This is a genomic window from Caulobacter radicis, assembly GCF_003094615.1.
Taxonomy (GTDB): Bacteria; Pseudomonadota; Alphaproteobacteria; order Caulobacterales; family Caulobacteraceae; genus Caulobacter; species Caulobacter radicis.
This window is the reverse complement of the sequence record NZ_QDKO01000007.1, coordinates 105,452-116,440: the sequence shown is the minus strand read 5'-3', so window position 1 is coordinate 116,440 and position 10,989 is coordinate 105,452. Positions and strand designations below refer to the sequence as shown.

The 10,989-nt window shown below is 68.9% G+C and carries 11 protein-coding genes; 4 read left to right on the top strand and 7 right to left on the bottom strand.

Translation table 11 applies throughout. From position 1 onward, the window contains the following. From mreC to DDF62_RS02000, 4 genes are all read right to left on the bottom strand, one after another. Window positions 1-1,016, bottom strand: a 1,016-nt coding sequence (mreC, locus tag DDF62_RS02015; RefSeq protein WP_116487561.1) for a rod shape-determining protein MreC, incomplete at its 3' end; no start/stop codon positions are given. Between the two features lie 49 nt (window positions 1,017-1,065). Next, window positions 1,066-2,109: a rod shape-determining protein gene (locus DDF62_RS02010; RefSeq protein WP_010919417.1), complete on the bottom strand. Its 1,044-nt coding sequence runs from the start codon at window positions 2,107-2,109 to the stop codon at window positions 1,066-1,068. A 365-nt stretch (window positions 2,110-2,474) separates the two neighbouring features. Next, window positions 2,475-3,353, bottom strand: a complete 879-nt coding sequence (locus DDF62_RS02005; protein WP_116487560.1) for a DMT family transporter — start codon at window positions 3,351-3,353, stop codon at window positions 2,475-2,477. After that, a complete protein-coding gene (locus DDF62_RS02000; protein WP_058348482.1) occupies window positions 3,350-3,934 on the bottom strand; it encodes an O-methyltransferase in 585 nt (194 codons plus the stop codon). The genes DDF62_RS02005 and DDF62_RS02000 overlap by 4 nt, the downstream gene beginning before the upstream one ends. A gap of 123 nt (window positions 3,935-4,057) precedes the next feature. Here DDF62_RS02000 and DDF62_RS01995 point away from each other — a divergent pair, with 123 nt between their 5' ends. Beyond that, window positions 4,058-4,531 carry a hypothetical protein gene (locus tag DDF62_RS01995; protein ID WP_116487559.1) on the top strand — a complete coding sequence of 158 codons (474 nt, stop codon included), beginning with the start codon at window positions 4,058-4,060 and terminating at the stop codon, window positions 4,529-4,531. A 117-nt stretch (window positions 4,532-4,648) separates the two neighbouring features. Here DDF62_RS01995 and DDF62_RS01990 read toward each other — a convergent pair whose 3' ends face one another. Further along, the gene (locus DDF62_RS01990; protein ID WP_116487558.1) at window positions 4,649-6,238 is read right to left on the bottom strand and encodes a 2-isopropylmalate synthase; all 1,590 of its coding nucleotides are present in this window, start codon (window positions 6,236-6,238) and stop codon (window positions 4,649-4,651) included. Between the two features lie 245 nt (window positions 6,239-6,483). Then, on the bottom strand, window positions 6,484-7,197 hold the full coding sequence (locus DDF62_RS01985) for a TVP38/TMEM64 family protein (RefSeq protein WP_116487568.1): 714 nt from the start codon (window positions 7,195-7,197) through the stop codon (window positions 6,484-6,486). A gap of 217 nt (window positions 7,198-7,414) precedes the next feature. On the opposite strand from DDF62_RS01985, the gene DDF62_RS01980 reads away from it, so the two are divergent. Both DDF62_RS01980 and DDF62_RS01975 read left to right on the top strand, forming a co-directional pair. Then, a complete protein-coding gene (locus DDF62_RS01980; protein ID WP_116487557.1) occupies window positions 7,415-8,080 on the top strand; it encodes a ParA family protein in 666 nt (221 codons plus the stop codon). A 61-nt stretch (window positions 8,081-8,141) separates the two neighbouring features. Beyond that, on the top strand, window positions 8,142-8,675 hold the full coding sequence (locus tag DDF62_RS01975) for an NADPH-dependent FMN reductase (protein ID WP_116487556.1): 534 nt from the start codon (window positions 8,142-8,144) through the stop codon (window positions 8,673-8,675). Window positions 8,676-8,876: 201 nt separating this feature from the next. On the opposite strand, the gene DDF62_RS01970 is transcribed toward DDF62_RS01975, so the two are convergent. After that, window positions 8,877-9,461, bottom strand: coding sequence for a hypothetical protein (locus tag DDF62_RS01970; protein ID WP_116487555.1), 585 nt, complete (start codon window positions 9,459-9,461; stop codon window positions 8,877-8,879). A gap of 287 nt (window positions 9,462-9,748) precedes the next feature. Between DDF62_RS01970 and DDF62_RS01965 the strand changes: the two genes are divergently transcribed. Beyond that, window positions 9,749-10,951 carry a pyridoxal phosphate-dependent aminotransferase gene (locus DDF62_RS01965; RefSeq protein ID WP_116487554.1) on the top strand — a complete coding sequence of 401 codons (1,203 nt, stop codon included), beginning with the start codon at window positions 9,749-9,751 and terminating at the stop codon, window positions 10,949-10,951. Window positions 10,952-10,989: the final 38 nt, after the last annotated feature.

Genomic DNA, 10,989 nt, shown 5'->3' with positions numbered 1-10,989 from the left:
GGCGTGGTCGGCCGGGACGCGGCGGGGGCGGCCCCCGTCGCGGCCGGAGCCGTCGTCGCCGGGGCGGCGGGCGGCGGGGCCGCCGGACGGGCCGGACCCAGGATCGACTGGTCGGGGTTCTCGGTGATCACCGGCGGCAGCACCTTGGCCGCCAGGGCCTGCTGGTCGGCCAGTTGGGCGAAGTCCTTGAACAGCAGGATGCGGATGTAGTCGATCGAGGCGCTGTCGGCGAACAGCACCACGCGCCAGCGGCCGTCCAGGCCCTTCACGGCCGCGCCCACCGGCAGGCCGCGCGGCACGACGCCGCCGTCGCCCGAAGTCACGACGCGGTCGCCGGCCTGGATCGGCTCGGAGCCGCGCAGGTATTCGAGTTTGGGATTGGGGCCGCCGTCGCCGGTCAGGATGGCGCGCGAGTTGGTGCGGTCGATCATCACCGGCGTGCGCGAGGCGATGTCGGTCAGCAGCAGCACGCGGCTGGCGCCGGGCGCGACGCCGACGATGCGGCCGACGAGGCCGCGCTCGTTCATCACCGGATTGCCGACGACGACGCCCTTTTCCTTGCCGGCGTCGGCCAGGCGGGTGTTGGCGAAGGGGCCGCGGCTGTCGGCCACCACGCGGGCGGCGACCATCGGGATCGGCGGATCGGTCTTCAGGCCCAGCAGCGACTTGTAGCGCTCGTTCTCGTCGACGAGGGCCAGGTACTTGTCGCGATAGGCCCGCATCTCCTTGAGCTCGGTCTTCAGCCGCGCGTTCTCGGAGCCGGCGAAGAAGTAGTTGCGCACCGCGTCGACGCCGACGCCGGTCCAGCGGCCGGGCGCGGCGATGACGCCGCTGACCGGCTTGGACACCGTGTCGACCGTCTGGCGGGTGACGCCGTAGGCCTGCTGCTGCAGCGTCTCGCGCCGGTCGGCCAGGAGGAAGGCCACCGCGATCACGACCGCGACGATGAGCGCCACGGCCGCGGTCCAGGTGAGCGGCACTTTCAGGTCGCCGAGCGGACCTTCGCGAAAGGGCACGAACTGTTCTCCTGGCGCCCCCCGGCGCCGATGCGGATTGTACTAGGGCTTAGGCGAGGGTCGATTCCAGGACGCCCTTCATCCACTTGGGATGCTCGAGCACCTTGCCGCAGCCCAGAGCCACGCACGACAGCGGGTCGTCGGCCACGGTCACCGGCAGGCCGGTGTGGTCGCGGATCTCGGCGTCCAGGCCGCGCAGCAGCGCGCCGCCGCCGGTCAGCATGATGCCCTTGTCGGCGATGTCGCTGGCCAGTTCCGGCGGGGTGGCTTCCAGGGCCACCTTCACGGCTTCGACGATCTGCCCGACCGGTTCGGCAAGGGCGTCGGCGGCCTGCTTTTCCGAGATACGGACTTCGCGCGGCACGCCCTGCATCAGGTCGCGGCCCTTGACGTCGATCGACAGGCCTTCGCCGTCGGCCGGAGCCCGGGCGGTGCCGATTTCCTTCTTGATGCGCTCGGCGGTCGTTTCACCGATCAAGAGGTTATGGTGGCGACGCATGTAGCTGATGATCGCCTCGTCCATCTTGTCGCCGCCGACGCGGACCGAGCGGCTGTAGACGATGCCCGACAGCGACAGCACGGCCACCTCGGTGGTGCCGCCGCCGATGTCGACGACCATCGAACCGGTCGGCTCGTGGATCGGCAGGCCCGCGCCGATGGCGGCGGCCATCGGCTCGTCGATCAGGCCGACGCGGCGGGCGCCGGCGTTCAGGCAGCTGTCGTTGATGGCGCGGCGTTCCACGGCTGTGGCGCCCGACGGCACGCACACGATCACCTTCGGGTTCACGAAGCCCTTGCGGTTGTGAACCTTGCGGATGAAGTACTTGATCATCTCCTCGGCGACTTCGAAGTCGGCGATGACGCCGTCGCGCATCGGGCGGATGGCTTCCATGTGGCCCGGGGTGCGGCCCAGCATCTGCTTGGCCTCGATGCCCACGGCGTGGACGACCTTGCGGCCGCCGACGTTGCGCAGCGCCACGACGGACGGCTCGTTCAGCACGATGCCCTTGCCCTTCTGGTAGATCAGGGTGTTGGCGGTGCCCAGGTCGATGGCGATGTCGTTCGAGATGACGCCGAAGAGGGAAGAGAACATCGAAAACCCTGACTGAGGGGTAGAAGGGGCGAGACGTCAAAAACCACGGTGAGACCGCGGTGCGGAGCCTATTCCGCCGAATGACCGGAGGAGCAGGCGAGAAAAAGGCTCCTACTGCAAATCAGGAAGAGGACAACATGATTCCCCGCGTACGCGGATCATCGTCCCTTCCCGCCTTGCGCCTTCTTGTGGCGACGGGAGCGCCGCCGCCGGGCCGCGCCGTCGTCCAACCACCGGAAGAGTGAGGGAGACGCCGCCCGTTTGCACCGCGAAAGCGTTGATTTCAAGGTCTATTCGCCAAGCCTTCTCACCTGTTTCAAACTCGTGTGCGAGCCGGCAGGGGGAACGCATAAAAGTGTCTATTTCTAGCCGAGCGCGGCCATGACGACTCCGACCGCCGTGACGAGGCCGGCGGCCATCTGAAACAGGGTCAATCGTTCGGCGAAAAGGCGTCTTCCGGCCAGGGCCGCCATCGGCATCTCGACGACGCCGACCGCCCTCACCGGCCCCACGGGGCTCAGCGCCATGGCCGTGAACCACAGGCCCGAGGCCGCAGCCCCGCAGAAGCCCGCGCCCAGCGACTTGCGCCAGGCGGCCAGCACCGCGACCACGGCGTCTGGATTGCGCACCAAGAGGATCGAGGTCAGCACGGCCGACTGGATAGCCTGGACGACCATGACCGTGACGAAGGCCGAGTAGGCCAGGTGCGCGGGATCAAAGGTCAGAGACGCCTGGCGGAAGCAGTTGGCGCTCAGCGCGAACATCGCGCCCGAGCCCAGGCCCGCCAGCACCGCGCCGCGCTTCAGGGTCACCGCGCCGCGCGGCCACGACAGGGCGGCCAGGCCCGCGCTGGCCACAAGGCCCCCGCCCCACTGCATGGCGGTGATCCGATCACCGAACAGCAGCGCGCCCCAGACGAGGGCAAACGGCAGGCCGCTCTGCTGCATGGCCGTGCCAAGGGCGAACGACGAGCGCTGCATGGCGACCAGCAGCGCGGCGGTGGCCGCCATCTGCAGGCCCGCGCCCGCGAAGGCGCCCAGCCAGAAGCGCATCGTCAAGTGCGCCTGCGGGTCCTTGGTGACCAGGAACGCGATCCCGGCGAAGACGATCGCGAACGGCAGGCCGAACAGGAACCGCACGAGGGTCGCGCCCCAGGGCCCGGCCCCGCCCATCACCGAGCGCTGCGCCGCGTTGCGGGCGACCTGCAGGGCCGCGGCGGCGATGGTGATGGGGATCCAGATCATGCCGCTCTCTTGGCCGCCACCAGCACGCCCGAGGCCCAGTCCATGCCGACGATCGCGAAGCGCGGATCGCCCGCCAGGCGCAGCACCAGGTCGTCGACCCGCGCCTGATGGCCCTCGGGCCAGTTCGGCTGGGGCGACATGTCGTCGACCACGTAGACGCCGCCCACTTGCAGCAGGCGCAGGGCGTCTTCCAGGCCCTCGTACTTGCCCGGCATGGCGTCGGCGAAGATCAGGTCGAAGCCGCCGTCGTTCTGGCCGGCCAGGTAGGCCGCGCCGTCCTCGGTGATGAAATCGACGCGCGGATCCTCGCCCAGCACTTCACGCGCCACGGCCTGGACCTTGGGATCGTTGTCGACGGTCGCCAGGCGCGCGTCCTCGTCCATGCCGTCCAGCAGCCAGGCGGTGGCCGAGCCGGTGCCCGTGCCCATCTCCAGCAGCGCCTTGCGGCCGACGGCGAGCGTGCGGAGCATTTCGCCGATGCGCGCCTCGGACGACATGTCGAAGCCGGCCTCGATGGTGCGCCTGGCGATCTCGTGCCAGCGGGGCGGCGAAGCAACGCTGTTTTCCAAGGTCGAACCCATCGATCGGCTCCTTATGCCGCCCTTACGCCGGCGGCGGGTTTACGAATGGCGCCCTGACGCGGGGCGGCGTCAGAACAGCGGGGTTGGCGCACATAAGCTGCGTTTCCTAACAAGGCGTTCACCATGTCTCTCCATCCGCTCCGTCAAGCCGCTCAGTTTCTGCTGGGCGTCCCGACCGACGGGATCGATCCGACGCTCGACCGTATGCTGGAACTGGCCCAGGCCACGCCGCTGTGCTTCGTGGCGGTGACCGGACCGGACGCGCCCGAGGCCATGGGACAACTGTGGCGGCGCGGCTACCAGCGCGTGGAAATCGCCCGCCGGGCGACCTGCGCGGCCGCCGACGAACGCAGCGACGTGCTGCTGGTCGTGGGCTGCCCCACCGCCGAAGACATGCGCGCGACGGCGGCCTCGACCCTGGGCCTGCTGCGTCCGGGCGGGGTGATGGTGATCGACGTCGGCGCCCTGGTGGACGCGCAGCAGCGCATCGCCCTGTGCGAAGGCCTGGCCCAGCTGGGTCTCGACGTGCAGCCGCAGGCGCACCTCGCCGCCGAGATCCTGGCGACGCGTCGCTGGGGCTGGCGCAAGGCGGCCTGAGGATCCGAAACCTCGCCCTTCGACAAGCTCAGGGTGAGGTTTCTACCGCACCGCCGTCGACATTCGTCCTCACCCTGAGCCTGTCGAAGGGCGAGGACGGCGTCTTCGGCGCTCCGATCAGAAGCCGCTGGCGATGGCCGCCGGCGCGCTCTTTTCCTTGCGGGCGAAGAGGTTGTTGAGGGCGTTGACGTACGCTTTCGCCGAAGCGGTCAGGGTGTCGGTGTCGGCGGCCGCGCCGGTGGCGATGCGGCCGTCCTCTTCCAGTCGCACCGAGACCTGGGCCTGGGCGTCGGTGCCTTCGGTGACCGCGTGCACCTGGAACAGGCGCAGGGCGGCGCTGTGCGGCACGATCTTGTGGATGGCGTTGAACACCGCGTCGACCGGACCGTCGCCCGAGGCCTCGGCGCTCTTGGCCTGGCCGTCGACGTCCAGCGTCAGCTCGGCCGACTGGCCCTCGGTGCCGGCCACCACGCGCAGGTGCGAGACGCGGATCTTTTCCGAGCCGCGCGCCAGGGCGTCGTCGACCAGGGCGATGATGTCGTCGTCGTAGACGTGCTTCTTGCGGTCGGCCAGGTCCTTGAAGCGGCCGAAGGCCTCCTTCAGGGCGTTCTGGCCCAGCTCGTAGCCCAGGTCCTTCAGCTTGGCGCGGAAGGCGTGGCTGCCCGAGTGCTTGCCCATGACCAGGCTGGACGGCGCCTGGCCGACCGACTCCGGGGTCATGATCTCGTAGGTCTCGCGGTTCTTGAGCATGCCGTCCTGGTGGATGCCGCTCTCGTGCGCGAAGGCGTTCTTGCCGACGATGGCCTTGTTGTACTGCACCGGGAAGCCGGTGATGGCCGATACGTAGCGGCTGGCGCGGGTGATGTGGGTGGTGTCGATGCCGGTCTGGAAGGGCAGCTTGTCGCCGCGCACCTTCAGGGCCATCACCACCTCTTCCAGCGCGGCGTTGCCGGCGCGCTCGCCCAGGCCGTTGATGGCGCACTCGATCTGGCGGGCGCCGCCCTGCACGCCGGCCAGGCTGTTGGCCACGGCCAGGCCCAGGTCGTTGTGGCAGTGGGTCGAGAAGATCACCTTGTCGGCGCCCTCGACATTGTTGACCATCCAGTTGAACAGGTCGGCGTATTCCGACGGATAGGTGTAGCCCACCGTGTCGGGCAGGTTGATCGTCGTGGCGCCGGCCTTGATGGCGGTCTCGATGGCGCGGCGCAGGAACTGGCGGTCGCTGCGGGTGGCGTCCTCGGCCGACCACTCGACGTCGTCGCGCAGGTTGCGGGCGTGCGTCACCGAGCGGGCGATCACGTCGATGACGGCGTCCGGCTCCATCTGCAGCTTGTGCTTCATGTGCAGGTCGGAGGTGGCGATCACCACGTGGATGCGGCCGCGCTGGGTGGGCTTCAGGGCCTCGGCGCAGCGGTCGATATCCACCTGGTGGGCGCGGCACAGGCCGGCGATCGTGCTGTTCTTGACGATCTTGGCGATCTCGTTGACCGACTGGAAGTCGCCGTTCGAGGCGATCGGGAAGCCGGCCTCGATGATGTCGACCCCCATCTCCTCGAGGATCTTGGCCAGCTCCAGCTTCTCTTCCAGCGACATCGAGGCGCCGGGCGACTGCTCGCCGTCGCGCATGGTGGTGTCGAAGATGACGACGTTGTCGCGGCCCGACCCGATCTTGGAATCAGCGGCGACGGGCGAGATGGGGGCGGTCATGGAGGTGTCTTTCGCGAGGTCCGGAGGGCTGAAGGGTGTTGTCCCCTGAGCGACCGGCCGCGACGATACGTACGCGCGGCTAGACGGACGCCCAGGGGCGGCTAAGCCCCAGCGCAAGGAGAAGAAGGTTGTCGCGTTCGCGGCACATGCCGGTTGTATTACCCAACCACGCCAAATCCAGCAAGCCGTTTGCTCACAGGGCAGTCAATTCGCCGCGCCAGGGGCAATAATTACCCCAAACCCGATTATTGGTCAGCTTGTTCTTCCTTGGCCTTCAGCCAATCGCGGGCGACCCAACCCGCGCCGATCCAGATCGCGGCCGCCACGACCAGCAGGATGACGTGCTGCACGCCCCCGCCCCGCATGGCCTGGACGATGGTGTTGCCGGCAAACGCCGTCAGGGCGATCTTCGGGATGATGCCGATGGCCGTGCCTGAGACGAAGTCGCGCACCCGCATCGGCGTGACGCCGGCGGCCATGTTGACGACGATGAACGGCGCGGACGGCACCAGGCGCACGATCAGGCTGGCCATGAAGCCGTTCTTGCCGATCAGCTTCATGAACTTGTGCACGCCGTCGCTGGGCAGGCTGGCCAGCATCTTGCCGCCGAACGCCCGGCCGACCCAGAAGCCGACCATCGACGAGACCAGGGTGCCGATCCAGCTGTAGGCGAAGCCGGTCCACGGCCCGAAGGCCACCACCGCCGCGGCGATCAGCACGAACTGCGGCACGCCCACGAAGGCCAGGGCCGCGAAGGCGCCGACGGCCACCGGCAGGGCCCAGGGCCCATGCGCCGCGCTCAGCCAGTGCTCGACCGTGGTCTCGCCATCCAGGCCCAGCAGTTGGGCGCCGAACAGGAAGACGATCCCCACCCCGCCGAACAGCACGAAGGAGACGGCCACCGCGCGCCAGGCGCGGGCGTCCATGTTGGTGAAGAAATCGATGAGACGGCGGATGATCACGGCCCCTGCCTCGCGCATGGCTATCGCCGGGTCAAGCGCCCCGATGGCGTCAAAAGCGTGGCCGCTGCGCATTCGCGGCCAAACTTCGCCGTTCAGGCGGGCGCCGGCGAGCGGATTCGCCCTTCACGACATTTACGTTGCGATAACGTCGTAGAGCGACGCTACTTATCCACAGGCCTGCAGGGGGACGTGGGCGCTTGGTGAGGAAACGTACGTGAAGACCTTGGCCGTCATCTCGCGCAAGGGGGGCGCGGGCAAAACCACTCTATCCGTCAATCTGGCGATCGCCGCCCATCTGGCCGGCTGCCGCACCGTGCTGGCCGACATCGACCCGCAGCGCTCGGCGTCGGACGTGCTGCGCGGCCGCGAAGCCGACGGTCCGGCCCTGCTGGAAAGCAGCGCCGGCAAGCTGTTCCAGGCGCGCTTCCACGCCGAGCACGAGCGGTTGGACCTGATGCTGATCGACACGCCCGCCTCGCCCGAGGCCGACGTGGTCACCGCCATCAACACCGCCGACCTGTGCCTGCTGGTCTGCCGACCGACCTTCCTCGACATCGCCGCCGTGGCGCGCTCGGCCGAGGCCGTGCGGCGCCTGGGCAAGAACGGCCTGATCGTCATCAATCAGGCGCCGGCCAAGCGCGGCGGGCAGGAGCCGGCCAGCGTGGTCAAGGCGGCCGAGGCCCTGCGCTTCTGCGGGCTGCCTCTGGCGGCCGTCGGCCTGCGCTCGCGCGCGGCCTTCCAGCAGTCGATCGCCCACGGCCGCTCGGTGCTGGAATGGGAGCCCGCCGGCGCCGCCGCCCAGGAGATCAGCCGCCTTTGGGGCCAGGTCGCCGGTCATCTGGCCTTGCCGATCGCCGCCCCGGCCGCCCGCGCCAGCTGAACCTTGCCCGGGCCGCCCGACGGCGGGCATGGTCGCGGCTCCTAGCGTTTCGGAGTCGCGCATGAACCTTCTCGGCATTTCCGGCAGCCTGCGGGCCGGCTCGTTCAACACCGCCCTCCTCCGCGCCGCCCAGGGCCTGGCGCCCGAAGGCGTGTCGATCACCCAGTTCTCGCTGCGCGACCTGCCGTTCTTCGACCAGGACCTCGAGGCCGAGGGCGATCCCGCCGCCGTCGTCGCGTGGAAAGAGGCGGTGCGCGCCTCCGACGGCCTGCTGATCGCTTGTCCCGAATACAACGGCGGGATCACCGGCGTGCTGAAGAACGCCGTCGACTGGGCCTCGCGCGGCAAGCCCGCGCCGCTGGCGGGCAAGCCGTGCTGCCTGGTCGGCGCCTCGCCGGGGATCACCGGAACCGTCCGCGCCCAGGACGCCCTGCGCCTGTCCCTGCGCCGCGCCGGCGCCCGCACCGAACCGCAGGGCGACGTCCTGGTCGGCCAGGCCCACACCAAGATCGAGGACGGCGTGCTGACCGACGAGCGCACGATCGAGGCCCTGCGCCGGCACCTGAAGGAGTTCGCCGAGGTGGTGCGGGCGTGAATTTAGATCCTCCCCCTTTGAGGAGGCAGCCCAGAAGGGTCGGAAGCCCCTACCAATCCCATTTTCCGCAAAACCCCCGCGAAAGCGGGGGCCTAGGCTTTTTCTGAAGCGCGGGAAGCTCGACGATAAAACGCCTGGGTCCCCGCTTTCGCGGGGATTTTACGGGATGTTGGTCGGGCGAGTACGAAGACCTGGCTCTCCCTACTTCACCTGCGACGGATCGTAGTTGGCCCCGAAGTCCAGCACGAACAACGGACCCAGCACCACGGTCTGCTTCGTCGAGCCCAGGTGCAGCGACACCGCCGCCCCGCCCTTGTCGGCGTCCATCGTGGCGCGGCCGCTGACGGTGTAGATCTTCCAGTCGGGGCTATCGACCTTGATGGCCCCGCCCTCGACGATCCCGCCCCACGGCTCGGCCGACTGCTGAACGCGGACATTGGTCACGGTGGCGGCCGGCGCGCCGCCGTCCACCGCCTCGGCCTTGGCCCAGAAGGCCACGGTGATGACGTCGCCCTTGGTGATCTTGCCGTTGACCGCCTGGCTGCCCGACACCCGCCAGGCCGCCGCCGGATCGGGCGTGGCGACCACCACCCGCACCCCGCCGCCGCCGACCACGGCCTTGTCCTTGACATAGGCGTTGGTCTGGCCGGGCCCGTAGACGTTCCAGGCCGTCGACGGCTTGTTGATGGCGTACTTCATGATTCCCTCGTCAGCCGCCGTGGCGACCGGCGCGGACAGCGACAGGGCGAGCGCCGCGACGGCGGCTCCGAGAATCGTCTTCTTCATGTGGCTTCCCCCTTCCGAAAGGCATGATCTTGCTCGCCCGCGCGATGCGGACGAACGGCCGTCTCCTTCCCTGGGGGATTGTCGAAAATGCTCCGACCACGTCCCCCGACGCGGGGTTCCGTCGTGCGCGCGGCGGAACCTTGTTCTTCGATGGTAGCGGTAGCGCGGCCGCCACAAACTGGCAAGAAGCGGCGCTTTGCGGCCCCTCCCGCGTTGCGCCGCGAGGGGGTCGGGCGTAAAGACCGCCGCAATCCTGAAACCGGTCCTTTCCAGGGGAGTCCAAGACAATGTCGCTCGAGTCCGCCGCACTGCGGCGCATCGCACCGTCGGCCACCATCGCCATCAGCGCCAAGGCGCGCGCGCTGAAAGCCGCCGGTCGTGACGTGATCGCCCTTTCGGCGGGCGAACCGGACTTCGACACCCCGGACAATATCAAGGACGCGGCCATCGCCGCCATCAAGGCCGGCAAGACCAAGTATACCGACCCCGACGGCATGCCCGAGCTGAAGGCGGCCATCTGCGCCAAGTTCAAGCGCGAGAACGGCCTGGACTACAAGCCGAGCCAGGTGCACGTCGCCCCGGGCGGCAAGCCGGTGATCTACAACGCCTTCGTCGCCACCCTGAACCCGGGCGACGAAGTGATCATCCCCGCGCCGTACTGGGTGTCCTACCCCGACATGACGCTGCTGGCCGGCGGCACGCCGGTGCCGGTCGAGACCACCGCCGAGAGCGGCTTCAAGATCACCCCGCAAGCCCTGGAAGCGGCGATCACGCCCAAGTCCAGGTGGCTGATCATCAACAGCCCGTCCAACCCCTCGGGCGGCGCCTATACCCGCGCCGAACTGCAGGCCATCGCCGACGTGCTGCTCAAGCACCCGCACGTCTGGGTGCTGACCGACGACATGTACGAGCACCTGGTGTTCGACGACTTCGAGTTCACCACCATCGCCCAGGTCGAGCCCAGGCTCTATGACCGCACCCTGACGATGAACGGCGTCTCGAAGGGCTATTCGATGACCGGCTGGCGCATCGGCTACGCCGCGGGTCCCGAGGCGCTGATCAAGGCCATGGGCAAGATGATCAGCCAGACGACCTCGAACCCCTGCTCGATCAGCCAGTGGGCGGCGCTTGAGGCCCTCAACGGCCCGCAGGACTTCATCAAGCCGAACGCCAAGCTGTTCCAGGAGCGCCGCGACCTCGTCGTGTCGATGCTGAACCAGGCCACCGGCCTGCACTGCCCCACCCCGGAAGGCGCGTTCTACGTCTACCCCTCGTGCGCCGGCCTGATCGGCAAGACCGCTCCCTCGGGCAAGGTCATCCAGAGCGACGAGGACTTCGCCGTCGAACTGCTGGAAACCGAGGGCGTGGCCGTGGTTCACGGCGCGGCGTTCGGCCTGTCGCCGTTCTTCCGCATCAGCTACGCCACCAGCAACGAGGTGCTGGAAGACGCCTGCTCGCGCATCCAGCGCTTCTGCGCCAACGTGAAGTAAGCTTTCCGGCCCGTCCGGAAACGACGAAGCCGCGGTCC

Bases quoted from the DNA above. Each gene is read 5' to 3' on its own strand.
- DDF62_RS02010 (WP_010919417.1), bottom strand. From the start codon at position 2,109: ATGTTCTCTTCCCTCTTCGGCGTCATCTCGAACGACATCGCCATCGAC.
- DDF62_RS02005 (WP_116487560.1), bottom strand. From the start codon at position 3,353: ATGATCTGGATCCCCATCACCATCGCCGCCGCGGCCCTGCAGGTCGCC.
- DDF62_RS02000 (WP_058348482.1), bottom strand. From the start codon at position 3,934: ATGGGTTCGACCTTGGAAAACAGCGTTGCTTCGCCGCCCCGCTGGCAC.
- DDF62_RS01995 (WP_116487559.1), top strand. From the start codon at position 4,058: ATGTCTCTCCATCCGCTCCGTCAAGCCGCTCAGTTTCTGCTGGGCGTC.
- DDF62_RS01990 (WP_116487558.1), bottom strand. From the start codon at position 6,238: ATGACCGCCCCCATCTCGCCCGTCGCCGCTGATTCCAAGATCGGGTCG.
- DDF62_RS01975 (WP_116487556.1), top strand. From the start codon at position 8,142: ATGAACCTTCTCGGCATTTCCGGCAGCCTGCGGGCCGGCTCGTTCAAC.
- DDF62_RS01970 (WP_116487555.1), bottom strand. From the start codon at position 9,461: ATGAAGAAGACGATTCTCGGAGCCGCCGTCGCGGCGCTCGCCCTGTCG.
- DDF62_RS01965 (WP_116487554.1), top strand. From the start codon at position 9,749: ATGTCGCTCGAGTCCGCCGCACTGCGGCGCATCGCACCGTCGGCCACC.